Source organism: Rhizobium sp. BK602, from assembly GCF_014195095.1.
Taxonomy (GTDB): Bacteria; Pseudomonadota; Alphaproteobacteria; order Rhizobiales; family Rhizobiaceae; genus Rhizobium.
This window is the reverse complement of record NZ_JACIBC010000010.1, coordinates 15,972-40,581: the sequence shown is the minus strand read 5'-3', so window position 1 is coordinate 40,581 and position 24,610 is coordinate 15,972. Positions and strand designations below refer to the sequence as shown.

The following is a 24,610-nucleotide window of genomic DNA, read 5'->3' as shown; positions in this document are numbered from 1 at the left end:
TCGCGGAGTGCGATCTTCGATGTTTTTCCATAATCCGTGGCGGCAGCAGCAGCTAAGACATGTCGTCGTGACGACCTTCCATGAAAAAGGCTATCGCGATTATGGAAAGAGATGCATCGAGACTTTTCTCGAACATTGGCCCGCGGATATCGAACTGCTGGTCTATGCCGAGGATGTTGATGTCGAGGAGCGGGATTCCCGGCTCCACGTTCTGGACCACGGCGAGGTTCTTCCGCATCTGCTGGAATTCCGCGATGCATTTGCAGGCAATCCGCTCGCAAACGGAGTCCGCTCTTCCGGCGGCGTGCTGAAGCGCGATTACCGCTGGGATGCCGTGCGCTTTTCCAACAAGGTCTTCGCCGTCACCGATGCGATCCGGCGATATCGGACGTTGGCGGACCAGCTGATCTGGCTCGATGCCGACACGGTGACGCATAGGGACATTCCGCGAAGCCTGGTCGACAGGATAGCGCCGAGGGGAAAACAGCTCGCCGCCTATCTGAACCGGAGCATCTACCCCGAATGCGGATGGGTGGGATACAATCTGCGCCATCCCGAAATATTGACCTTCGCGGAACGCTTCGAACGCACCTATACGTCGGGCTATTTCCTGGCGATGAAGGAAAGCCACGACAGCTTCGTCTTCTGGAAGATCGTCCAGCAGATGGAACAGGACAGGGAAGCGAAGTTCAAGTTTCTGGGCTCGAACCGCACCAAGTCGCATGTCTTCATCAACAGCGTCCTCGGCGGTTACCTGGATCACCTCAAGGGTGACCGGAAGGCGGCTGGAAAAAGCCGCAAGAGCGATTTGACCTGGCGAAGGCGCGAGGCCTGGTGGCGCTGACGGCCGCTGCGTGATTCGCCGAAATAGTTTAAGTTTAAACTTGTTTTTTCCGTTGCGTGACTGGATACTGCGGTCATGGCGGTTGGCTGCAATCGGCTGACCCGGCTGTCGTTTCGCGAGCACGGAGTGTTGAGCCATGATGAAGGCGCATCCGCTGAAGGGAGAGAACCGCCTGAAGCTTGGCGTCTTTTCCGCCAATGCCGATGGCGGGCTGGCGATCACCGATGTGCCGGAGCGCTGGGCGGCTCGCTGGCAGGACAATCTGACCGCCGCGCAGATCGCCGACCGTGCCGGGTTGGAGTTTTTCCTGCCGATCGCCCGCTGGCGCGGTTTCGGCGGCAAGAACCGGGTGCGCGAATGGTCTTTCGAGACCTTCACCTGGGCGGCGGCCCTGGCGGCGGTGACGGAACGGATCGCCCTGTTCATGACGGTGCACGTGCCGTTGCTGCATCCGCTTTATGCCGCCAAGTCGCTGGCGACCGTCGACCATATCAGCCAGGGGCGGGCGGGGCTCAATATCGTCTGCGGCTGGAACCCGAAGGAATTCGGCATGTTCGGCATTCCGCTGGTCGAGAAAGGCTACGATCAGGCGGCCGAGTGGTTGGAGATCGTCGAAAGGCTCTACGCTTCCGATGAGCCGATCGATCATGCCGGCGCCTATTATAGTCTCAAGGAGGCCGTCAGCCGCCCCGCGAGCTTGCAGATGCCGCGGCCGGTGACGATGAATGCCGCCTTTGGCGGTCCCGGCCGGGATTTTGCCGCGGCGCATTGCGACTATCTCTTCACGACCTTTACCGAGATTGCCGATGCCGGCAAGCATGTCGCCGATATTCGCGACCGCGCGCGCATGAAAAGCAGGGAAGTGGGCGTCTATACGGTCTGCCATGTCGTCTGCCGTCAAACGCAGCGGGAGGCGGAGGATTACTATAGCCGCTATGCCGTCATCATGGCCGATCACGCGGCGGTCGACCAGCATATGGCGGGCAAGAAGGAGTTCTCGCAATCGCATGATCGCGAGGCCTATGACCGCTATCGCCAGCGCTTTGCCGGCGGCGCCGGCAGCTATCCGTTGATCGGAACGCCGGAAAGGATCGCCGAGGACATGATCGCCATTGCCCAGCAGGGCTATGCGGGCATCGCGCTGTCTTTCGTCAACTATACGCAGGAACTGCCCTATTTCTGCGACCGGGTGCTTCCGCTTCTGAAGAAAGCCGGATTGCGCGCCGGGTGACGGCGCTGACCTTGGGGAAACGATGACGTCCGCTGCCTGTGTGAAGGAGACGACGGACGTCGTTTCATTCCGGATCGCCCGCCTGCGAGGGCGATCCGGATGTCGTGGGCGCGGCGGGCTTACAGTCCGCCCGCGCTGGCGGTGCTGCGCAAGAGCCTGCACAGGCTGACGAGGCCGGCATCGAAATTGCCCGAGGCCGTGACCTGGCGACAGGCGATCAGCATGCGTCTTTGCTCGGCGCTCGACATGGTGCGGAAGGCTGCGAGCGTGCGTCTGCTCGAGCCGAGGCCCTGGCCGCTGCCGGATCCCAAGCCGGAGCCGCCCGAAAGCCCACCATTTCCGCTGCCGATGCTGATGCCGCCAGACCCTCCGGAGCCACCGGAACCACCTGTTCCACCGCCTCCAGAACCACCACCGGAGCCGCCACCGCCCGAACCGCCACCGCCCGAACCGCTGCCTCCAGAGCCGCCGCCGATGCCAACGCCGACACCCACGCTTGCGCTGCCACCGCCGACCGATACGCCGGCACCTGCGTTGATCCCGCCGGAGCCGCCGACAGACGCGCCGACGCCGGCATTGATGCCGCTGGTCGTGTTGGCGGATGCGCCGAGACCGGCATTGACACCATTGGAGCCGCCGACGGACACGCCAGCTCCGGCATTGACGCCGCTGGTGGTCGACGCGGTCGCGCCGACGCCGGCGTTCACGCCGCTGCTACCGCCCACGGATGCCCCAGCGCCGACGCCGAGCCCGGTTGAGCTCAGGCCGACGCCCGCGCCCGCCTTTATGCCGCCGAGGGAGACGCCAAGGCCAGCGCCAAGCCCGCCTCCGCTCGCCGATTGGCTTCCATGATCCGTGCCGCCGCCTGGCTCCGCATAGGCCGTATAGGCTGTGGAAGCCAACAAAAAGACTGCGGATGCGACGACCGCCATCCGTGAAGTTTGCGTTCTCATGACATGCCTCCGTTTCAGTTTAGGCCAGCAAAGCGGGCCAGTTTCTGATGTCGGAGCGCGCGCACCGTAGCGTTGGAATGAACGGGCGAACTTTGCCAGCCTTTCCTCCCAAGACTGCACATTAGGATAGTCTTAATTTTTAACTCGGCAATAAGAATTTCGCGGATGACTTGTAATTGGTCGACTATACTACAACGAACAAAATTTGGCCGTGCGGCAGTTGGCTTCCTCGTGTCCGCTATGCTCCACTCTTCTTGTCTCTCGACATGCTGGTACGGGGTTGAGCTGGGCCGGCTCATGGTTCATTTTGTCAAAGAGGATTTGATTCACGGGAGCGGCGCTGTGAGCGAGGAATTGTTCTTGACGTTACAGTCGATCGTGGCTGAAAGCCCCATACTGTCTCCCTTGCTTGAAAGATGGGAGGACGTCGCTCTCCCGGATGGCTGGCTCGTTGCCGGCGCCGTCGCGCAAACGGTCTGGAACCACGCTTTCGGCCTGCCGCCAGCGCACGGCATCAACGATATCGATATTGTTTATTTCGATGCCACCGACCTTTCCGAGGATGCCGAGGCGGCACATGCGGCGAGGCTGCGGTCGATCTTCTCCGATCTGCCGGTTTGGATCGATGTGAAGAACGAGGCCAGGGTGCATCTCTGGTACGAGGCGAAGTTCGGAGATGCGATCGAGCCCTACCGGTCGGTGGCGGATGCGATCATGACATTCCCGACGACTGCGACCGCTGTCGGCCTGCAGCGTCGCGGTGACGACCTGGCGCTATGCGCTCCCTTCGGACTTTCGGATCTGTTCGAAACCATCGTTCGTCCCAACAAGAGGCAGATCACGTCCGCGATATACGCAAACAAAGTCAGCCGATGGGTCGCGCTGTGGCCGGGACTCAGGGTAATCGACTGGGACGGCTAGGCGCTTGTCGCCAGTCGGCGGACCGCGTGCGGCGCGCGCCATCATGAGAAGCGATTGATCCATGAAGTCATTGAAGCTGCGAACCGAACGGGCCTATCTCAGATATCACGACATAGCGGGAAGCGGCCCGCCCCTGATCTTCATTCATGGCCTTGGCTGTGCCTCGTCCTGCGACTATCCCGCCATCGCCGCCGATCCTGCCCTTGCCGGCCGCAGGATGCTGCTGGTCGATCTGCTGGGAGCGGGTTTCAGCGACCGTCCGGCCGAATTCGGCTATACGATCGATCTCCACGCCCGCACGATCGTGCAGCTGGTCGGTCATCTCGGCCTGGAAGCCGTCGACCTCTTCGGCCATAGCATGGGCGGCGCCGTGGCGATCACCGCGGCCGGCCTGCTCGGGCATCGGGTACGGCGCATGGTGTTGAGCGAGCCGAACCTGGAGCCTGGCGGGGGCATCTTCAGTCGTCGGATCGCCGCGTTTTCCGAAGCGGATTATCTTTCCAGCGGCCATGACGATCTGATCCGGACCTTTGCGAGGGTGGATGGCGGCATGTGGGCGGCATCGCTGATGGTCAGCGCGCCCTATGCCCTGCATCGCGGCGCGTCCTCGCTCGTGACCGGCAGCAGCCCGAGCTGGGGCGAGCAGCTCGCCATTCTCGGCATGCCGAAGACGGTGATCGTCGGCAGCGCCAGCCTGCCGCATCCTCATATCGAGCAATTGCCGCGTAGCGGCGTGAAGATCGACATCGTGCAGGATGCCGGCCATTCCATGGCCTGGGAGAACCCGGCCGGGCTTGCCGGCGCGATCGGACGGGCGCTCGCCTAATCCCAGTCGCATGGCCTTCGGCCTTTAATGCCCGAAGGCCGGCGCGAACTGGAGCCTTCCGCTTGGGGCAGGGCCGCGAAGGACGAGGCGTTGCACGAGCCTCGTGTCGAGATTTTCGTAGGTCAGCCGGCCGTCGCTTTCAAAACCCGCGTGGCGATAAACATCCGGATTGCCGATAAGGGCGCATCCGCGGGCAGCCCTTTCGTCCAGAAGGGCAATACCCTTGGCGATGAGCGCCTTGCCGATGCCCTGCCGCTGCCTGTCCGGCGCGACCGATATGGGGCCGAGCCCGAACCAGCCGTCATGCACGCCATCGATCGTCACCGGCGAGAAGGCGACATGGCCGACGACCATGCCGTTCTCCTCGGCGACCAGCGAAATGGTCAAATCGTCAGATGCCCGCAGCGCCCGCAGAATATCGACTTCGCTACCGTCGCTGAAGGGCATGGGCGCGAATGCGACCCGCGTCAGCGTGTCGACAGCCTCGATATCAGCCGGTGCCTCTGCCCGGATCAGCATTCGATCCCCCATTTACCAATGCGCAGGCAGGCGCTCAGGCGCGCTCCGCCCAGAGCTTTGCGAGTTCGACGATGGTCTTGACCGCCTTTTCCATGTCCTGTCGGCTGACCCATTCCAGCGGCGAGTGGAAGGCATGGCCGCCGGCGAAGATGTTGGCGCAGGGCAGGCCCATGAAGGACAGGCGCGAACCATCGGTGCCGCCGCGGATGCTGCCGCGCACCGGCGTCATGCCGGCCCGGCGGATGGCCTCGACAGCATAGTCGACGATCTGCGGATGACGGTCGAGAACGACCTTCATGTTGCGGTATTGCTGCTTGACCTTGAACGTGTGGGAAGAGCCGGGATAGCCGGTCATCACATCCTTGACGATGGCTTCCAGCAAGGTTTCCTTGGCCGTGAGGCCTTCCTCGTCGAAGTCGCGGATGATGAAGCCGAGCGACGCCTTTTCCATGGAGCCGCTCAGTCCCGTCGGATGGATGAAGCCGTCCCGGCCGGCCGTCGTTTCCGGCGCAATGTCTTTGGGCAGGCGGCTGACGATCGCGCCGGCGATCTTGATGGCATTTTCCATCTTGTCCTTGGCGAAGCCCGGATGGATGGCGACGCCCTGGATGGTGATCTCGACGCCATCGGCCGAAAAGGTTTCGTCCTCGATATGGCCGGCCGTTTCGCCGTCCATCGTGTAGGCGAAGGCGGCGCCGAGTTTGGCCAGATCCACCTTGTCGACCCCGCGGCCGATTTCCTCGTCGGTCGTGAACAGCAGCTTGACGGTCCCGTGCTTGATGTCGGGATTGTTGAGGAGGAACTGCGCCGCCGTCACGATCTCGGCCAGGCCCGCCTTGTCGTCGGCACCGAGCAGCGTCGTGCCGTCGGAGGTGATGATATCGTTGCCGATCTGGTTGTTAAGCTCGGGATGTTCGCTGACACGGATGATCTGCTGCGGATCGCCCGGAAGCTGGATGTCGCCGCCGCCATAGTCGCGCAGGATCTGCGGCTTGACGTTGGTGCCGGTGAAGTCCGGCGCCGTATCCATATGCGAGCAGAAGCAGATGACCGGGACCGGCTTGTCGAGATTGGACGGAATGGTCGCATAGACATAGCCATGCTCGTCGAGATGCGCATCCGCAAGGCCGATCGCCAGCAAGTCCTCGACCAGTAAGCGGCCGAGATTTTTCTGTTTTTCAGTGGAGGGTTGCGTCGAGGAGGTCGGATCGGATTGCGTGTCGATAACGACGTAGCGAAGGAAACGATCGGTGACGGTGACGGTGTCGGTCATGAGGTCGGGTCCAATCTGTGTGCGTCAGCCTTGGACAGCTATAGCCTCCACCGGCGGAGTCGTGAATCCATTTTCGACCCGGCGATGCGTTTTTGTTGCTGCGACAGGACGATCGCCCCGCGAGGGGCGATCGGTCGCGATCCAATTCAGCCGTCAGCGCGCATTGTATTTCGCGTCGACCTCGTCGATGGCCTTGACGTTGCTGGCCGAGCGGCCCTGTTCGTCGAAGGTCTGGACGAGGAAGGCATCAGCGATGGCCTTGGCAAGCTCCGAGCCGATGACGCGGGCCCCCATGGTGATGATCTGGGCATTGTTGGAGAGCGCTGCACGCTCGGCCGAATAGGTATCGTGGGTGAGCGCCGCGCGAATGCCCGGCACCTTGTTGGCCGAGATGCAGACGCCGATACCGGTGCCGCAGACGAGGATGGCCTTGTCATAGGTGCCGTCGATGACGCCCGAGGCGACGCGGTCGGCGAGATTTGCATAGAATGCGTCCGGGCCGGCATCCGTGCGCGAGACTTCGCTCACCTCGTAACGGTCCTTCAGGTGGTCGGCGAGGACCTTTGCCAGGCCTTCGCCTGCGCTGTCTCCTGCGATGGCAAGTTTCATTTCGTGTCTCCTCTAAGTTTGGCGGCGCATTTGGCGAGAATGTCGAGGTAGCCTTCGACGTTCCAGGCCGAACGGCCGATGAAAAGCCCGTCTATATGCGGGCATGAGATGAGTTCTTCGCAATTGTCCGGATTGACCGAGCCGCCGTAGAGGCAGGGGATACGGCGGCCGAGCACGCCTTCGGCGACCGCGATGATCTCGGCCTGGCGCGCGTCGGCATAGGACGGCTCGGCGGGAATGCCCTTTTCGCCGATGGCCCAGACCGGCTCGTAGGCCAGCAGGATCTGCGCCTGTTTCTGCGATGCCGAGAGCCTGGAGAGGGCGCCCACGACCTGTTCGCTCAGGATCTCCGTCGCACGGCCGCTTTCGCGGTCGCTCAGCGTCTCGCCGATGCAGATGAGCGGGATGAGGCCATGGCGGACGGCGGCTTCGGTCTTGAGGCCGACGGTCTCGTTGGTCTCGCCGAAATGCTCGCGGCGCTCGGAATGGCCGAGTTCGACGATGTCGAGATTGCAATCCCTCAGCATCAGGGGCGAGATTTCCCCCGTCCAGGCGCCCTGGTCGGCCCAGTGCATGTTCTGCGCGCCAACCTTGACCGAGGTCTCCGACAGGATCGCCTTGACCTCGCGGATGGCGGTGAAGGGCGGAATGATGAAGCGCTGGATCGCGGGGTCGCGCTGGTCATCCGCATCGCGCAGCGCCTCCGCGAAGACGCGGGCTTCCGCCAGCGTCTTGTTCATTTTCCAGCTGGTTCCGATCCAGTAGCGGGGTGATGCTGTCATTTCAGATCCTAGGTCGAGGCAATGGTCAGGGCGACGCCGTCGCGGTTCAATTGTTCGAGGATATCGGCTTGCGGCGCGCTGTCGGTGATAACGGCGTCGAAATCGGCAAGATCGGCCATCACATGCAGCGCGGTATGGCCGATCCGCTGGTGGTTGACCAACAGGCAGGTCCTGGTCGCCGAGGCGATCATCGCCCGCTTCGTGCGCACCACGTTGTCGTCCATATGATAGACGAGCCTGCCCGACACGGCCGGTGTCGAGATGAAGGCGATGTCGGCGCGCAAGCGAAAAAGTGCCTCCTCGGTGACGACACCCAGAAAGGCGTTGAATTTGGGCGAATAGATGCCGCCGAGTGCGATGAGCGTGATGCCGTTCTCGCCCTTCATCCGGTCGATGATCGCCGCATTGTTGGTGATCAGCGTCAGCGGCTGTCTCTGGAGCAGCATCTCGCCGAGGACGGCGGCCATCGAGCCGTCATTGACCATGACCGTCATGCCCGGCTCGACCAGGTCCAGGGCGGCGCGCGCCATGGCGAGCTTTTCCTCATGTCCCTGGCGTTCCCGGAAGCGGAAATCGCTTTCGAACTGGGTGCCGGCATCGATCGTTGCCCCGCCGCGCACCTTGCGCAAAACGCCGGCCTGCTCGAGATCGTCCAGATCGCGGTGAATGGTCATCTTCGATACGGCAAAGCGCTCGGCCAGATTGTCGAGGTCGACCGTCTTGTGTTCAACGAGCAGATTGATGATCGATTGCTGACGCTCTTCCCGTTTCACCTTGCGCTCCGGTCGTGACCAAGATCGAACTTATCAAAACATAACATTATAATCACATAATTCAACATCGATATTGTGATGTTGATGTGAAATTGTGTTTCTTTTGGCGCGATGGGCAGATTTAATCCTGTAGCAGTGCCCGCGCCGTCCGTTCGTCGGTGATCAGGCCGTAAAGACAGCGGCTGTTGAGAACGGCGCGAATGGCATGAACCTTCGGCAGGCCGCCGGACAGGGCCACGAGTTTCTCCTTCTTCGAGTGGGGCAGGGAGGCGGCAAGCGTCCGGGCCGTCAGCGTCGTCTCGAGGATGCGTCCATCGGCATCGAAGAAATGGCCGAGGATTTCGCCGACGCCGCCCATGGCGGCGATCTCGCGGATCTCGCGCGGCTCCACCATGCCCGACAGAACGAGCTGTGCATCGATATCGACGGTGCCGAGGCCGACAAGCTTCAGTTCGGCATTGTTGGCGAGGTCGAAGACTTCACGGACCCCGCGCTGCGCCAGCAGAACGTCGCGGTCCTCGCGGGTATTGGCGAAGAACGGCACCGGCATGACGTAGGCCTGCATCCCCGTCTTTTCGGCGATGCGATGCATCACGTCATAGGGATTGGCGGCATAATGCCGGGTCAAGCCGCCGAGCAGGGATACGAACCGCACCTCCTTGGCATTGACGCGCGACATGTGGTGGACGGCTGACGACAGCGTTCGCCCATGCCCGAGGCCGATGAGTTTGTGATTGCCGCTTTCGACTTCCCGGCGCAGGAAGCCAGCGCCGGCATGACCGAGCGCCCGGAACTCGAAACCTTCCTCGCCGAGATCGGGGGCGACCTCGCAATATTGCAGGCCGAAGCGCGCCGCGAGCTTGGTCTCCAACTCGACGCATTCGACGATATCGCCGTCGATCGTCACCTTGACCACGCCATCGGCGACGGCCCTGGCGATCAGGCGATGCGCCTTGACGGAGGGCACGCCGAGGCGTTTGGCGACTTCGGATTGTGTGAAGCCGCCGGCATAATGCAGCCATGCCGCACGCACGGCCAGCGACTCGTCCGCATCCGTCATCGAATCGTCCCTTTCCCTTCGATCATGCCGCTATCCCAACGCCTTGATCGGCGTTCGCGGCTAGATATGCAAGTCGTCAATACCGCTGTCGATATAGGGAGCCCAGAAGGCGATGCTTTCGGCAATCTGCGCGATGACCTGACGGTCGTTGGGCTCGCGTTCCTTGAAGGACAGTTCGAGGCAGATTTCGTTGTCGCGCGCGCCGCCCTCGGCAAAGGCTGCGAGCAGCGGCGCGGGTTGGATGCGCCCCTTGGCGTTGAACTCGGCGGTGAACGGTCGGTGGCCGCCCTTGTCCATCAGGCTCTGCTTGATGTGGATGATCGGCGACACCTTGGGCACGGTTCGAGCCCAGGCATAGGGATCGTAGTCGTCCGGATTGGCGGAGGTGACGTCGCCGTGATCGATGTCCGCCATCATCCACATCGGTACGGCAAGACCCGCCGCCGTCAAGCGCTGCTGCAGCGTGAGGCAGGCTTCGATCGTCTCGCCGAATTCGCGGCCGATGCTCATCGGTTCCCAGAAGACATAGGAAAGACCCGCCGACTTGGCATGTTCGGCCACCTCGGCCCAGCAATCGATGGCAATCTTGATGAGATCCTCGCGGCGAACCGGATCGTCATAATCCTCGTAGGTGAAAATCGCGAACTGCGTGCCGACGGACTGCCCGCCGAGATCGGCGGTGATATCGGCGAAAGTCTTGAACCAGTCCACGTAGTAGCGCCGGACGTCCGCGTCGGGATGGCCGAAATGGTTCAGGCGTCCGTAGGGGCCGGTCATGCCTGAGGTCACGCGGACGCCGGTGCGCTGGAGGGCTGACCGCATCGTCCGCGTCAGCCGGCGGATGACGGGAGCCTGCCAGCTCGGATTGATGAATTCGTGGGTGAGCTGGAGATCGCGGATCTTGAGGTCGCGCGCCACCGTTTCGATGAGGTCGCCCGGCTCGGCGAAGCGGTTCACCAGCGGATTGGTGTTGAGGGATAGGGTCAGCGGCATGGGATCTGTTCCTTGGAGAAGCCGGGATTTCAGGCGGCGAGCGCCAATTCGCTCTCGAACCACGCCGAGAAGTTCGCTTTTTCCTGTTCGGTCAGATGCAGGCCCTCCTTGGTGCGCCGCAGGAGAATGTCGTCGGCGGTTTGCGCCCATTCCGATGCCGCCAGATACCGGGCTTCGGCCTCGTAGAGATGGCCGCCGAAATGGCGTCCGAGCCCGGCAAGCGAGGCGGCATCGCCGACGATTTCCCTGGTGCGGGTGCCGTAGAGATGTCCGTAGTGGTTGACGAGCGTGCGCGGCATCCATGGATAGGCGCCGCGCAGGCTGTCGGCAAAGGCGACATAGTCGGCATCGGGAATATCGCCGCCCGGTAGCGTGGCAGTTCGCGTCCAGTCGCCACCCATCTTGGGAAAGAACTTGGCGAGTTTCTGCAGGGCATGTTCGGACAGCTTGCGGAAGGTGGTGATCTTGCCGCCGAAGACGTTGAGAAGAGGCGCGCCCGCCGTCTCGTCGAGATCGAAGACATAGTCGCGGGTCACCGCGGACGGATTGCCCTTGCCGTCGTCGAATAGCGGACGAACGCCCGAGAAGCTTTCGATGACGTCGGAGCGGCGCAGCTTCTCCTTGAAATAGCGGTTCACGGCGGAAATCAGGTAGTCGATCTCCTGCTCGTCGGCTTTCACCTCTTCCGGCTTGCCGTCATAGGGAATGTCGGTCGTGCCGATCAGGGCCATGTCGCCCTCGTAGGGATTGATGAAGATGACGCGCTTGTCGTGGTTCTGGACCAGATAGGCCTGCTGTCCGCTCCAGAATTTCGGCACGATGATATGGCTGCCCTTGACGAGCCGGACGTTGCGCCGGCTGTTGGAGCCGGCAACGCGGCCGATGATGTCGTTGACCCAGGGGCCGGCGGCATTGACCAGCACCCGCGCCCGCACGGTGCGCAGCTCGCCGGATCGCTGGTCTCGCATCTGGACGACCCAACAGCCCTCGTCGCGCCGCGCGCTGACGCAGGCCGTGCGCGTCAGGATCTGAGCCCCCTTGCCGGCGGCGTCGAGGGCGTTCAGCAGGACCAGCCGGGCATCGTCGACCCAGCAGTCCGAATATTCGAAGCCCTTGCCATATTGGTCGAGGATGGGCGCGCCTTCCGGGTCGCGGTGAAGATCGAGCGAGCGCGTGCCGGGCAGCCGCTTGCGGCCGCCGAGGTGATCGTAGAGGAAGAGGCCGAGGCGGACGAGCCAGGCGGGGCGGTCGGTCGGGCTGTGCGGCAGCACGAAGCGCATCGGCCAGATGATGTGGCTTGCGGAGTTCAGCAGCACTTCGCGCTCGATCAGCGCTTCGCGGACCAGTCGGAATTCGTAATATTCGAGATAGCGCAGGCCGCCATGCACCAGCTTGCCGGAGCGTGACGAGGTTCCCTCCGCCAGGTCGCCCTTTTCGCATAGCATGACGGAGAGACCCCGGCCCGCTGCATCGCGAGCGATGCCGGCGCCATTGATGCCGCCGCCGATCACGAAGAGATCGAAGATTTCGGGTTCAGTCATTTCCATGCTCCTTGGGATGCCTTGCGCATCGACACATCACTTTGCTTTCACGGAGCCCGTCGCGGCCTACGGCGCGAGGAGCCTGTCCCAGGCGGGCGCGATCGCCTGCCGCACTTGCACATAGGCGGAGAACAAGCGGTCGTAGCGGCGCGCTTCTTCGATATCGGGGGCCTCTGCTTCGCCCAGCAGCGGCGAGACCCAGTCGGCGATGCAGTCGTCCATGGTCGGGTAGACGCCGATCGCAACCGCCGCCATCATCGCGACGCCGGCGGCACCCGCCTCCTCGCGGCGCGAGACCCGGACGGGGGCGTTGACGGCCGCCGACAGGGAACCGCGCAATGCGCGCGAGCGCGCCGCGCCGCCTGTAAGTCGCAGTTCGGCAGGCATGTTGCCCATGGCGGCGTAGCAATCGCGGGTTGCCATGGCGAGCCCTTCGACGACCGCCCGCAGCATGTCGGCAAAGCCGTGTCGCGTCGAAAGGCCGGTGAAGCCGGCGCGCGCATGGGCGTTGACGAAGGGGCCGCGCTCCCCCGCCTCGGAAATATAGGGATGATAGAGCAGGGAGCCCGGCTTGCTTTCGGCAAACCACGCATCGATCCGTGCGATCAGATCGGAGGCGGCAACGGGAGCGTCCGCCTGCGACATGAGTTCGGCGGCGATCTGCAAGATCCAGTCGATGTTGATGGTCGCGCCCATGTTCGTCTGGACCTGGGTGACGATGCCCGGAATGGGTAGCGCAATGACATAGCCCGTCCCCTCGGCGTTGAGCTGGACGTCGGATACCGGCTTGGCGCGCATATGCACGCCGGTCGAGCCGATGGTCGAGCAGGCCGCGTTTTCACCGCCGCTGCGCACGCCGGCGCCGAGCGCCGTCATCACCATGTCGACATAGCCGAGGCAGACGGGCGTGCCGGCCAGCAATCCGGTCGCCTGCGCCGCATCGGCCGATAGCGGATGGGTGACCTCAGTTCCCTCGATGATCTCGGGCAGGAGGGATCGCCGATGCTTGAGGCCCAGCGCATCGATCACCACGGGATCATATTGGCGGGTGCGGAAGTTGCCGAAGGTGAAGCTGGCTTCCGAGGGATCGGTCGCACGGACGCCGGTCAGGTTCAGATAGAGCCAGTCCTTGCAATGCAGCGCCGTCTCGGCCCGATCGAGGGTCTCGGGCGTGAAGCGATCCATATGGGCAAGCTGCGCGCCCTGCTGGCAGGTATTGAGGCCGGTGCCCGTGACCTCGAACCGGGCGCGACTGTCCGGATGGCCGCCGAGACGGGTCACGGTCGCGGCGGCGCGGGCATCGAGCCACAGCCAGGCATCGCCCACCGGCGCGTTGCCGGGCCCGACCAGCCAGGTTCCATCCCCCTGACCGGTTACGGCGATGGCGGCGGTGCGCGCGGCAAGATCGGGGACTTTTTCGCCAAGGCCGCGCAAGGCGCTGACGCAGTCGGACCATGTGCGCTGTAGCGACTGCGTGGCCGAGCCGTCTTCGCCCATCATATATTGGTTTCGCGCCGATGCCGAGGCGATCTGCCGGCCGGAAAGCTCGAAAGCCACGGCCTTCAGCACCGAGGTTCCCGCATCGATGCCGATGATGATCCCGTTGCCCCTAGACATGATGACGCGCGTCCGTCGCGATGGAGCGAGCCGCAGCCGGCAATGCATCCGCTAAAAACATTTTACGCCTCTTCCTCCCGGCCGTCTCGAGCCCATCAGGTCCGACGCCTCGGTTCCTTCCCCAGTGCCATGCCCACTGATCTCCCAGCCTTCATCTTTGATGCGGCTGGCGGTCCGCAGTCCAGGCTTGGATGTCAGCAGAAATATAACATAGAGATACCATATATCTTGTAATATTTTTCTGGCAATGTAATTTTTTTCATATAAGATAGCGGCTGTCAACCTCAGGAAGGTGACTGGATCGCTGCCGGCGCAAAGCGCTTGGTTGTGATCACGAAGATCTCGCGATGAAGATGCAGTTTGCCTGTCGGCTCGTGGTCTAGATTTTTAAATCATGAATATTCAATGGTTTAATGAAAAATAGTTTCGCGTGATTTCTCATCCGCACGGTTACTTTTCCTGAGGTTGGCAACTTGGAGTGTTGTGTTGTGATTTTTCCTGTGTGCCGAATTCATGGCTGTGATCAATGAGGGGCGGCTATCGGCAGTGAGAAAGGTCTGTTGACAGGGCTGATAAATTATAACATAGATTTCGTCGTTTATAACGCACTTATATCATAATCTCGTGATGGATGATTGGGTGGCGACGTAGGGTGCCTGCAGGAGACAGGCGCTCGCATGCTGAGGAGGTTTCGATGAATATACTCTTCCCAGGCGATGGCTCGGTCTTGCGCCAGCGGGGCTTGCGGCCGCCGCCATATCCTTGCGCTCCCGAATTCCAGCCGGGTCCCAGATAGGCCGGCGCACGCCACCCTTCCTTCCCGAACAGGCAATCCGGCAAATGACGCCGAAGGTCTCCGAAACATGAATACACAGACTGAACACGCGGCCTTCAAGCCAGGCAACACCAAGCTCATCGCCGCAGGCATCGCGGCGGCGCTCATCGTCATCGGCGCGATCGCCGCCGACACGAAGGTGGTGAAGATCGGGTCCGAGCATGACGTGCGCGAGCAAGCCTTCTCGCCGGAAACCTATGGCGTCCAGGAGTTTCCGAAGATCCAGGCGGACGTCGAGAAGCGTGCGGTCGACGCCGCGACGCTTTCGAGCGCGGTGCTTGCCGACAAGAAGGCGGCGGGTGAGAAATATGGGGTGGCAACGAGCACCGGCCCGGTCATGCCGGTTTCCTTCACCGGTACCTTCGGCACCCGCAAATCCAACTATAACGACATCAAGATCGACGGCCTTCCGGCTGACGTGACCGTCCGCGTCCAGACCGGTCCGGCAATCAATGGCACCGATCTGCGCGATGCCACCGGCGCCATCGCGTTCGGCCAGTTCACCAATCAGATCGAGTATCAGGATGCCGGTTCGGCGATCAACAACGAGATGAAGAAGGCCGTGCTTGCCGGCATCGATGCCGAGGCGCTCACCGGCAAGACGGCGTCTATCGTCGGTGTCTTCAAGCTCATCAATCCGAAGAACTGGCTGGTTACTCCGGTCAAGGTTGACGTGAAATGAGTGGGGCGCCGCGGATCGAGGGCGCGAAGGGCGAGGTCGTCCTCGCCGCCCGCAACATCACCAAATCCTATGGCAGCGTTCATGCCCTCAAGGGCGTGAATTTCGACATCCATCGCGGTGAGGTCACCACTCTGTTCGGCGAGAACGGGGCGGGCAAGTCGACGCTCATGAAAATCCTGTCCGGCGTCGTCCAGCCGACCTCCGGCGAGATCGTCCTCGATGGCAATCCGATTACCTTTCATTCGTCGACGCATGCGCGTGCCTGCGGGGTTTCCATCATCCATCAGGAACTGAGCCTCGCGCCCAATCTCAGCGTCCGCGACAACATCTTCATGGGTCGCGAGATCATCAAGGGCGGTGTGGTCGATTTCGCCGAGGAAGAACGCCAGACGCGCGCCCTTTTGGCGGAGCTGGAGGAAGAGATCGATCCGCTTGCCCGGGTCGAGGATCTGCGCCTCGGCCAGCAGCAGATTGTCGAGATCGCCCGGGCGCTTTCGGTGAATTCGCGCATCCTGATCATGGATGAGCCGACCTCGGCGTTGAGCGCCACCGAAGTGGAGGTGCTTTTCAAGGTCATCCGCGACCTGACGGGCCGTGGCGTGTCGATCGTCTATATCTCGCATCATCTCGAAGAGGCGCTTCAGATCACCAATCACGCCGTCGTGCTGCGCGATGGCGCCATGACCGCCTATGCCGAGCGCAAGGACATCGATCTCGAATGGATCGTGCGCAACATGGTCGGCGACAATTTCGATCTGGGAAGCCCGCCGACCGGCCACAGGATCGGCGATGTCGCGCTGACCATCGACAATCTGATCGTACCCGGCCCGTCCGGCGCCGCCTACAATGCGGTCGATCGCATGTCGCTGCAAGTCCGCGCCGGAGAGATCGTCTGCATTTACGGCCTGATGGGCGCCGGCCGCACCGAACTGCTCGAATGCGTCGCCGGACGGCTGCGACCGAGCGGTGGCCGCGTTCTGCTCGGTGGCCGCGACGTTGCCGGCCTCACCATTGCCGGCCGGATCGCCAATGGGCTGGTCCTCGTGCCCGAGGATCGCCAGCGTGACGGCCTCGTCCAGACCATGACGGTCGGCTCCAACCTGTCGCTCGCCAGCATCGGCGCTTTCACAAAAGGGCTCCTCACCTCCGGCAGCCGCGAGCGGGAGCTGGTGGGTGAATCGATCCGCAAGGTCCACATCAAGACCGATGGCGGCGAGGCGGCGATCGGCTCGCTTTCGGGCGGCAACCAGCAAAAGGTCGTCATCGGCAAAATGCTCGCCACCCATCCCCAGGTCATCCTGCTCGACGAACCGAGCCGCGGTATCGATATCGGCGCCAAGGCAGAGGTTTTCAAGCTGTTGGCCGAGCGCGCCAAGCAGGGCCTGGCGGTGATCTATTCGACATCGGAAGTCGCCGAATGCCTGAGCATCGCCCACCGCATCATCGTCATGCACCGCGGCAGGATATCCGCCGAATTCGGTCCCGACGTCACCAAAGAGAAGATCATGGCCGCCTCTGGCGAAGCAGTGGTCGCGCACTAGCCGCATTCATGGAGCACTGATTATGTCAGTCACGAACATCACGGAAAAGAAATCGATTTCGAACGGTCAGCGGCGGAATTTCAGTCTGGTGCGGCTGATCCTGGAAGGCCGCGCCTTCTTCGCGCTGATCGTCATCATCGCGGTGTTTTCCTTCCTGTCGCCCTACTACTTCACGCTCAGCAACTTCCTGACCATGGCCTCGCATGTCGCGATCTTCGGCATTCTGGCGATCGGCATGCTGCTCGTCATCCTGAATGGTGGCATCGACCTTTCGGTCGGTTCGACGCTCGGGCTCGCCGGCTGCATCGCCGGCTTCCTGATGCAGGGCGTCACGCTGTCGAGCTTCGGCGTCATTTTGTATCCGCCGGTCTGGGCTGTCGTCGTCATCACTTGCGCAATCGGCGCCATCGTCGGCGCGGTGAACGGCGTGCTCATCGCCTATCTGAAGGTGCCGGCCTTCGTCGCCTCGCTCGGCGTGCTCTATGTCGCGCGCGGCATCGCGCTGTTGATGACCAACGGCCTCACCTACAACAATCTCGGCGGCCGTCCGGAGCTCGGCAATACCGGCTTCGACTGGCTGGGCTTCAACCGCCTGGCCGGCATTCCGATCGGCGTCATCGTGCTGGCGGCGCTCGCGATCATCTGCGGCCTGGTGTTGAGCAAGACCGCCTTCGGCCGCTGGCTCTATGCCTCCGGCGGCAACGAGCGCGCGGCGGATCTTTCGGGCGTGCCGGTCAAGCAGGTCAAGATCCTCGTCTACGTGTTCTCCGGCGTCTGCGCCGCCATCGCCGGCCTGGTCCTGTCCTCGCAGCTCACCTCGGCCGGTCCGACCGCCGGCACCACTTATGAATTGACGGCGATTGCCGCCGTCGTGATCGGCGGCGCGGCGCTGACGGGCGGACGCGGCACGGTGCGTGGTACCATGCTCGGTGCCTTCGTCATCGGCTTCCTGTCGGATGGTCTCGTGATCATCGGCGTGTCGGCCTACTGGCAAACCGTCTTCACCGGCGCGGTCATCGTCCTGGCGGTCCTCATGAACAGCATTCAATACGGGCGTCGGACCAAATCGGGCTGACGCGCACGACCGAACTTGTCCGCGACGCCAACCTGGCGCGATGCGCCAGCCGATCGCGGAAAGCATCGCCGGCCTGCCGGCACTATCAGAGCTCATCAAAGGGAGAGAGACTATGTTTAAGAAAGGCATGCGCATTCTTCTGGCCGCCGTCGCGGTAGCCCCCATCTTCGTAAGCTCGGCATGGGCTGCTGGCCAGATGACGATCATCGTCAACGATCCGTCCAACCCCTACTGGCTGACGGAAGGCAATGTCGCCAAGGCGACCGCCGAGAAGCTCGGCTACACGGCGTCGGTCAGCGCCCATAAGGGCGATACCAACACCGAGAGCAACCTGATCGATACCGCGATCACCAACAAGTCGGTCGCCATCATCCTCGATCCGGCCAATGCCGACGGTTCGGTCGGCGCGGTGAAAAAGGCTGTTGCCGCCGGTATTCCGGTCATCCTCGTCAATGCGGAAATCAACCAGGAAGGCCTCGCCAAGGCGCAGCTCGTCTCGAATAATGCACAGGGTGCTGCCATCGGTGCCCAGCAATGGGTCGAAGCCGTCGGTGACAAGGGCAAGTATGCCGAGCTGTTCGGCGCTCCCTCGGACAACAACGCCGCTACCCGTTCGAACGGCTATGAAACGGTACTGACGCAATATCCGGACCTGCAGAAGGTCGCCAAGGAGGTCGCCAATTGGGACCGCACCCAGGGCCATAACAAGATGCAATCCATGCTGCAGGCCCATCCCGACATCATCGGCGTGATCTCCGGCAATGACGAGATGGCGCTCGGCGCGATTGCCGCCCTGAAGGAAGCCGGCAAGCTCGCCAACGTCAAGGTCGGCGGTTTCGACGGCTCCCCGGATGCCGTCGCCGCGATCAAGGCCGGTGAACTTCAGTACACCGTTCTTCAGCCGGTTGCCGTCTTCTCGGAAGAGGCGGTCAAGCAGGCCGACAGCTTCATCAAGACCGGCAAGACCGGTGCTTCGAGCGAAAAGCAGCTCTTCGATTGCCTGCTGATCACGAAGGACAATGTCGACAAGTACACCGGCCCGTTCGTTCTGGCCCAGTAAGCAGGTATGGGGCGCTGCCACCGGCGCCCCATATTCCCGTTGATATGTAAGGGACGCGCCATGCCGGCATGGACAGCAGCGTTGCGGATACGGCAGAGATTGCTCCATATCCTCCTTATGCCCCGATGCCGCATGGGCGGGACGGGGCTCATATCGGCAAGAACCAGCGTCAGGGGCCACAGTGACACAGAAGACGAATCTCGGACCATTCCTGTCGGACGAACTTCCAAGCGACAGCCGGCACAGCCGCCAGCTCGTTCGCCGGCAGATGATTGCCGAGGCTGTCATGGCGGAGGGCTCCATGCGCATCGAGGATCTCACCGAGCGGTTCGGCATCAGCCTGATGACGGCGCATCGCGATGTCGACGAGCTGGTCGGCCGCGGCCTCTTCCGAAAGACGCGCGGCATCGTTTCGGCGGCCGCGACGAGCCTGATCGAATCGAGCGACGTCTACCGCGCCAACCGCCAGCCGGCGGAAAAGAAGATGATCGCCGCGGCCGCGATGCAGTTCATCGAGCCGGGGCAGGCGATCTTCCTCGACGATTCCACCACCGTGCTGCAAATGGCGGCACATCTGCCGGCCAAGGTGCCGCTGACCGCGATCACCAATTCCCTGACGCTCATGAATGCGCTGAAGGGGATGCATGATGTGACGCTGCTCGCTCTCGGCGGCCAGTATCACAATTGGTGCAATGCCTTCATGGGGCGGATGACGATCAACGAGATCAACAGGCTGCGGGCCGATGTCGCCTTCATCTCCATGTCCGCCATCACCGACGACATCGTCTTCCACCAGTCGCCCGAGATCGTCGACATCAAGCGGGCGATGTATGATTGCGCCGCCAAGCGCATCCTTCTTGCCGATCACACGAAATTCGAGCGGCGTGCCTTGCACAGTTTCGCGGCCCTGAGCGAGTTCGATGTGGTCATCGTCGACGAAAAGACATCGGCGGCGCATGTCGATCGCATGCGCACCGCGAATATCAACGTCGTCGTTGCCAGGGGCGACGAAGACCGGTCATGAGGGCGACGCCCGCGCGGCCCTTCTATCAGTCGGAGTAACCAGAATGCCGAGCCTTCTCGGAATCGATAGCGGTCTCACCGTCACCAAGGCCGTTATTTTCGATGTCGACGGAACGCCGCTTGCCGTGGCGCGCCGCCGCGTCACCCAGTTCATCCCGAAGGCCCGTCATGTCGAACGGGATATGGACGAGCTCTGGAATGCCACGGCGGATGCGATCGCCGAGGCCATCGTGCTCAGCAAGCGGCCCGCCTCGGACATCAAGGCGATCGCCGCGACCGCCCATGGCGACGGCATCTATCTGCTCGATCGCTCCCGCAAGCCGCTTGGCCGTGCCATCCTGTCGCTCGACAGCCGGGCGGGCGCTCTTGTCGACCGCTGGCTGGCAAGCCCGGTGGCGGACGCCGCCTTGGCGCTCACCGGCCAGCTTCCGCATGTTTCCGCGCCCTCGGCTCTTCTTGCCTGGATCAAGGAGAAGGAGCCCAGCCGTTTCGAACGGATCGGTCACATATTGAGCTGCAAGGACTGGCTGCGTTTCTGCCTGACCGGCGTCGTCGGCACCGATCGGACCGAGGCCAGCACCTCTTTCACCCATGTCGGAAGCCAGGATTATTCCGAAGACGCGCTGACGCTCTTCGGGCTCGATGCACTCAAGGATGCCCTTCCGCCCGCATCGCGCTCCGATGAGATCGTCGGTCGTGTCACCGCCACGGTCGCCGGTCGCACAGGGCTTGCCGAGGGAACGCCGGTGGTTGCGGGGCTCCACGATGTCACGGCATCGGCCCTGGGTGCCGGGGGGTATGCCTCAGGCGTGGTCGCGGTGATCGCCGGCACCTATTCGATCAACGAGACGCTATCGTCCGAGCCGCGCGTCGACAAGCGCTGGTTCTGCCGCAACGCAATTGCACCGGGCTTATGGAACAATATGTCGATCTCGCCGGCGTCGACAGCCAATTACGACTGGTTTCTCGATAAGCTCTGCGCCGGCGAACGCGCGGGCGCGGAGGCGGCGGGGCAGTCCATTCATACGCTGCTTGCTCCCGAGATCGAGGCAGCCTTCGCCCGTCCATCGACCGCGCTGTTCCATCCCTATCTCTTCGGCTCCCCCTACGGCGCCTCGGCGAGCGCCGGCTTCTTCGGCCTCGGCGGCTGGCACGATCGCGGCGACATGCTGCGGGCCGTGCTGGAGGGCATTGCCTTCAATCACAAGATCCACGTCGATGCGCTGGGCGACGGCTTTTCCTTCGGCGAAGCGCGGCTTGCCGGCGGTATCTCCCGTAATCCCGTCGTCGTCCAGATGTTTGCCGATGTTCTCGGAATGCCTGTCACGGTGACCGAAACGGACGAGGCGGCCGCCTGGGGAGCGGCGCTCTGCGCCGGCGCGGGTGTCGGGCTCTATGCCGATCCTCAGAGCGATCCCCGCAATGTCGGCGCGATTGCCAGGACCTCTTATCCCGATGCGGGGCGCAGTGCCGAATACCGTGTCCGATATGCGCTTTTCCGCGAGATCGCCGAGGCCATGGCGCCTATCTGGCCGAAGATCGGCGGCCTCGTGCCGGCGGACACCGCACACTAGACTTTCAGCAGGACCATGACGTCATGACCGATATCGCCGCCGATCTGGAACAACGCTTTTCGAAACTGCAGGATGGCGATATCGATGTCGTCATCCTCGGCGCGGGTGTGAATGGCGCCGGGCTGTTTCGCGACCTTGCAATTCAGGGCATCGACTGCCTTATCGTCGACAAGTCCGATTTCGGTTCCGGCACGAGCGCGGCTCCGTCGCGGCTCATTCATGGCGGGTTGAAGTATCTGGAGACCGGCGAATTCGGATTGGTGGCGCAGTCGACGCTCGAGCGCAATCTGCTCTTGAGGAATGCGCCGCATTGCGTCGAGGCGCTGCCGACTTTCGTTCCGATCTTCTCCTGGACACGCGGCATCTGGGCGGCGCTGCGGACGCTCACGGGATCGACCACCGCGCCGAGAAGCCGTGGCGCCGTGCTCATCAAGATCGGGCTCGCGCTCTATGATTTCTTCGGCTCCCGCGGCCGCGTCATGCCCCGTCACAGGTTCGTCTTCAAGCGACGGGCGCTGAAGGAGATGCCGCATGTCACGCCGAAAATCGTCGCCGGCGGCATCTATTACGATGCCAAGATCAGCAGGCCCGAGCGGCTGGTCTACGAATTGGTGAAGGATGGGCTGGAGGCCAACGGCAAGGCGCTCGCCGCCAATTCCACGACGCTGATCTCGTCGTCGAACGGGACGCTCACCTTCCTCCGGCCGGACGACAGCACCTTCTCGATCACGCCGAAGCTCGTGATCAATGCCGCCGGTCCCTGGATCGATCATGTCAACGAGGCGCTCGGTGCCCCGTCGCATCTGATCGGTGGCACGAAGGGATCGCACATCCTGCTCGACCATCCCGAGCTGGTGCGCAGCCTGAACGGCCATATGATCTATTTCGAAGCCGACGACGGCCGCATTTGTCTGGTCTATGGCTATCTCGGCCTTGCCCTGGTCGGCTCGACCGACATTCCGAGCGCCGATCCGGACAATGTGCGCTGCGAGGCGCCGGAGCTCGACTATTTCCTGGAGAGCTTGCGCTCGCTGCTGCCGGGACTGCGGTTCGATGAGGAGCAGGTCGTCTATACCTATAGCGGCATCCGCCCACTGCCGGCCTCGGATGCGTCGTCGCCGGGGCTGATCAGCCGCGACCATTCCGCTCCCGTGCAGGAGCCACAGGCAGAACGCCCCTTTGCCATCATCTCGCTGGTGGGTGGCAAGTGGACCACGTTCCGTGGCTTTGCCGAGGAGGTCGCCGATACCGTGCTTGGCCGGTTCAATCGGACGCGTCGCCTCTCCACCCGGCAGCTTGCAATCGGCGGCGGCAAGGACTTTCCCGCCGATGTCGCCGCAAGGAAGGAATGGGTGCGTGCCGTTGCCGCCAGGACCGGGAGTGAGCCGGAGCGGGTCGATGAGCTTCTGGCCCGCTACGGCACCACGGCCTCGGCCATCCTGGAACATGGTTCTGCCCATGGCGACGCCGAGCGGCTGCCCGGCGCTTCGCATTACAGTCTTCTCGAAATCGACTGGATCGCGCGGCGCGAACTTGTCGTCCATCTGTCGGATATCGTCTTCCGCCGCACCACGCTGGCGATCGAGGGTGCGCTGACGATGGAAGGGCTGCGCACGGTCGGGACGGTCGCTGCCAGCGCATTGGGATGGAGCACGCAGAGATTGCTCGCCGAGATCGACGACGTGGTGAATTCGCTGGCGACGTTCCACGGTTACCGGCTGGCGGATGTTTCCGGCCCGCAGCCGGCGCATGCGAGGCTCTAGAACGGTTCAGCGTTTCACGAAACCACTCTGTCCCCCTACGCTTACGAGAAGACCGGGTCGAGCGCGCCGGACTTGTAACGCTTTGCCATCTCCGAGACCGGCAGTGGCTGGATGCGGGTCGCATGCCCGGCGGTGCCGAACTGTTCGAACCGTTCCTTGCAGAGTTTCGTCAGCGCAGCCATGGCCGGCTTCATATATTTGCGCGGATCGAATTCGCTCGGGTCTTCCTGCAGGACGCGGCGGATCTGGCCGGTCATCGCCATGCGGCCATCCGTGTCGATATTGATCTTGCGCACGCCGTTCTTGATTCCGCGCTGGATCTCCTCGACCGGTACGCCCCATGTCGGCTTCATCCGGCCGCCATACTTGTTGATGATCTCCTGGAGTTCCTCCGGAACGGAGGAGGAGCCGTGCATCACCAGATGGGTGTTCGGCAGCTTGCGATGGATCTCCTCGATGACGTTCATCGCCAGCACCGATCCATCCGGCTTGCGGATGAACTTGTAGGCACCGTGCGAGGTGCCCATGGCGATCGCCAGTGCATCGACCTTGGTCTCGCGCACGAATTTGACCGCTTCGTCGGGATTGGTGAGAAGCTGGTCATGCGAGAGCTTGCCCTCGGCGCCGTGGCCCTCCTCGGCCTCGCCCATGCCGGTTTCCAGCGAGCCGAGAACGCCGAGTTCGCCTTCGACGGAAATGCCGCCGAGATGCGCCATTTCGGCAACCGTCTTCGTGACACCGACATTGTAGTCCCAGTCGGCCGGCGTCTTCGCATCCGCCTTCAGCGAGCCGTCCATCATCACCGAGGTGAAGCCGGCCTGGATGGCGGTCATACAGCTTGAGGCATCATTGCCATGGTCGAGATGCACGCAAACCGGAATATGAGGATAGATTTCGACGACCGCATCCATCATGTGCTTGAGCATGATATCGTTGGCATAGGCTCTGGCGCCGCGCGAGGCCTGGATGATCACCGGCGCATTGGAGGTATCGGCTGCCTCCATGATGGCGAGTGCCTGCTCCATGTTGTTGATGTTGAAAGCCGGCACCCCATAGCCGTTTTCCGCAGCGTGATCGAGCAACTGTCTCAACGTGATACGTGCCATTCAACTCTC

At 62.7% G+C, this 24,610-nt stretch carries 22 protein-coding genes; 11 read left to right on the top strand and 11 right to left on the bottom strand.

Going from position 1 to position 24,610, the window contains the following annotated elements; all coding sequences use genetic code 11:
- The first annotated feature begins 19 nt into the window (after positions 1-19).
- Together FHX11_RS26305 and FHX11_RS26300 are read left to right on the top strand one after the other, a co-directional pair.
- A complete protein-coding gene (locus FHX11_RS26305; RefSeq protein WP_184363209.1) occupies positions 20-844 on the top strand; it encodes a hypothetical protein in 825 nt (274 codons plus the stop codon).
- Positions 845-980: 136 nt separating this feature from the next.
- Positions 981-2,075, top strand: coding sequence for an LLM class flavin-dependent oxidoreductase (locus FHX11_RS26300; protein ID WP_184363207.1), 1,095 nt, complete (start codon positions 981-983; stop codon positions 2,073-2,075).
- A gap of 119 nt (positions 2,076-2,194) precedes the next feature.
- Here the strand turns inward: FHX11_RS26300 and FHX11_RS26295 are convergent, their stop codons facing one another.
- Positions 2,195-3,028: a hypothetical protein gene (locus tag FHX11_RS26295; RefSeq protein WP_184363204.1), complete on the bottom strand. Its 834-nt coding sequence runs from the start codon at positions 3,026-3,028 to the stop codon at positions 2,195-2,197.
- A gap of 360 nt (positions 3,029-3,388) precedes the next feature.
- Between FHX11_RS26295 and FHX11_RS26290 the strand changes: the two genes are divergently transcribed.
- Together FHX11_RS26290 and FHX11_RS26285 are read left to right on the top strand one after the other, a co-directional pair.
- Positions 3,389-3,949 carry a nucleotidyltransferase family protein gene (locus FHX11_RS26290; RefSeq protein WP_246781149.1) on the top strand — a complete coding sequence of 187 codons (561 nt, stop codon included), beginning with the start codon at positions 3,389-3,391 and terminating at the stop codon, positions 3,947-3,949.
- 61 nt (positions 3,950-4,010) lie between these two features.
- Positions 4,011-4,775 (top strand): alpha/beta fold hydrolase, encoded by a 765-nt coding sequence (locus FHX11_RS26285; protein WP_184363198.1) that lies wholly within the window; start codon positions 4,011-4,013, stop codon positions 4,773-4,775.
- A 24-nt stretch (positions 4,776-4,799) separates the two neighbouring features.
- Here FHX11_RS26285 and FHX11_RS26280 read toward each other — a convergent pair whose 3' ends face one another.
- The 9 genes from FHX11_RS26280 to FHX11_RS26240 all read right to left on the bottom strand — a co-directional run bounded on the left by FHX11_RS26280 (position 4,800) and on the right by FHX11_RS26240 (position 13,942).
- Positions 4,800-5,294: an N-acetyltransferase gene (locus FHX11_RS26280; protein WP_184363194.1), complete on the bottom strand. Its 495-nt coding sequence runs from the start codon at positions 5,292-5,294 to the stop codon at positions 4,800-4,802.
- A 34-nt stretch (positions 5,295-5,328) separates the two neighbouring features.
- Positions 5,329-6,567: a peptidase T gene (pepT, locus tag FHX11_RS26275; RefSeq protein ID WP_184363192.1), complete on the bottom strand. Its 1,239-nt coding sequence runs from the start codon at positions 6,565-6,567 to the stop codon at positions 5,329-5,331.
- 153 nt (positions 6,568-6,720) lie between these two features.
- Positions 6,721-7,176: an RpiB/LacA/LacB family sugar-phosphate isomerase gene (locus tag FHX11_RS26270; protein ID WP_184363189.1), complete on the bottom strand. Its 456-nt coding sequence runs from the start codon at positions 7,174-7,176 to the stop codon at positions 6,721-6,723.
- The gene (locus FHX11_RS26265; RefSeq protein ID WP_184363186.1) at positions 7,173-7,958 is read right to left on the bottom strand and encodes a triose-phosphate isomerase; all 786 of its coding nucleotides are present in this window, start codon (positions 7,956-7,958) and stop codon (positions 7,173-7,175) included. The genes FHX11_RS26270 and FHX11_RS26265 overlap by 4 nt, the downstream gene beginning before the upstream one ends.
- Before the next feature lie 8 nt (positions 7,959-7,966).
- Positions 7,967-8,731 carry a DeoR/GlpR family DNA-binding transcription regulator gene (locus tag FHX11_RS26260; protein ID WP_184363183.1) on the bottom strand — a complete coding sequence of 255 codons (765 nt, stop codon included), beginning with the start codon at positions 8,729-8,731 and terminating at the stop codon, positions 7,967-7,969.
- Positions 8,732-8,852: 121 nt separating this feature from the next.
- Positions 8,853-9,791, bottom strand: a complete 939-nt coding sequence (locus FHX11_RS26255) for a sugar-binding transcriptional regulator (protein WP_184363181.1) — start codon at positions 9,789-9,791, stop codon at positions 8,853-8,855.
- Positions 9,792-9,851: 60 nt separating this feature from the next.
- Positions 9,852-10,784 (bottom strand): TIM barrel protein, encoded by a 933-nt coding sequence (locus FHX11_RS26250; protein WP_184363178.1) that lies wholly within the window; start codon positions 10,782-10,784, stop codon positions 9,852-9,854.
- 29 nt (positions 10,785-10,813) lie between these two features.
- A complete protein-coding gene (locus tag FHX11_RS26245; protein ID WP_184363175.1) occupies positions 10,814-12,325 on the bottom strand; it encodes a glycerol-3-phosphate dehydrogenase in 1,512 nt (503 codons plus the stop codon).
- 66 nt (positions 12,326-12,391) lie between these two features.
- Positions 12,392-13,942 carry an FGGY-family carbohydrate kinase gene (locus FHX11_RS26240; RefSeq protein ID WP_184363171.1) on the bottom strand — a complete coding sequence of 517 codons (1,551 nt, stop codon included), beginning with the start codon at positions 13,940-13,942 and terminating at the stop codon, positions 12,392-12,394.
- 863 nt (positions 13,943-14,805) lie between these two features.
- Here FHX11_RS26240 and FHX11_RS26235 point away from each other — a divergent pair.
- The 7 genes from FHX11_RS26235 to FHX11_RS26205 all read left to right on the top strand — a co-directional run bounded on the left by FHX11_RS26235 (position 14,806) and on the right by FHX11_RS26205 (position 23,495).
- On the top strand, positions 14,806-15,459 hold the full coding sequence (locus FHX11_RS26235) for a DUF2291 domain-containing protein (protein WP_184363169.1): 654 nt from the start codon (positions 14,806-14,808) through the stop codon (positions 15,457-15,459).
- Positions 15,456-17,000, top strand: a complete 1,545-nt coding sequence (locus FHX11_RS26230) for a sugar ABC transporter ATP-binding protein (protein WP_184363166.1) — start codon at positions 15,456-15,458, stop codon at positions 16,998-17,000. Before FHX11_RS26235 ends, FHX11_RS26230 begins: the two co-directional genes overlap by 4 nt.
- A gap of 22 nt (positions 17,001-17,022) precedes the next feature.
- A complete protein-coding gene (locus FHX11_RS26225) occupies positions 17,023-18,075 on the top strand; it encodes an ABC transporter permease (RefSeq protein ID WP_184363162.1) in 1,053 nt (350 codons plus the stop codon).
- 112 nt (positions 18,076-18,187) lie between these two features.
- Positions 18,188-19,135 carry a D-ribose ABC transporter substrate-binding protein gene (locus FHX11_RS26220; RefSeq protein ID WP_184363159.1) on the top strand — a complete coding sequence of 316 codons (948 nt, stop codon included), beginning with the start codon at positions 18,188-18,190 and terminating at the stop codon, positions 19,133-19,135.
- 181 nt (positions 19,136-19,316) lie between these two features.
- The gene (locus tag FHX11_RS26215) at positions 19,317-20,159 is read left to right on the top strand and encodes a DeoR/GlpR family DNA-binding transcription regulator (protein ID WP_184363156.1); all 843 of its coding nucleotides are present in this window, start codon (positions 19,317-19,319) and stop codon (positions 20,157-20,159) included.
- 43 nt (positions 20,160-20,202) lie between these two features.
- The gene (locus FHX11_RS26210) at positions 20,203-21,732 is read left to right on the top strand and encodes an FGGY-family carbohydrate kinase (protein ID WP_184363153.1); all 1,530 of its coding nucleotides are present in this window, start codon (positions 20,203-20,205) and stop codon (positions 21,730-21,732) included.
- 23 nt (positions 21,733-21,755) lie between these two features.
- Positions 21,756-23,495: a glycerol-3-phosphate dehydrogenase/oxidase gene (locus tag FHX11_RS26205; RefSeq protein ID WP_184363150.1), complete on the top strand. Its 1,740-nt coding sequence runs from the start codon at positions 21,756-21,758 to the stop codon at positions 23,493-23,495.
- 41 nt (positions 23,496-23,536) lie between these two features.
- Here the strand turns inward: FHX11_RS26205 and fba are convergent, their stop codons facing one another.
- Complete coding sequence (gene fba / locus FHX11_RS26200; RefSeq protein WP_184363147.1) at positions 23,537-24,601, bottom strand: class II fructose-bisphosphate aldolase; 1,065 nt, start codon at positions 24,599-24,601, stop codon at positions 23,537-23,539.
- Between the last annotated feature and the right edge of the window lie 9 nt (positions 24,602-24,610).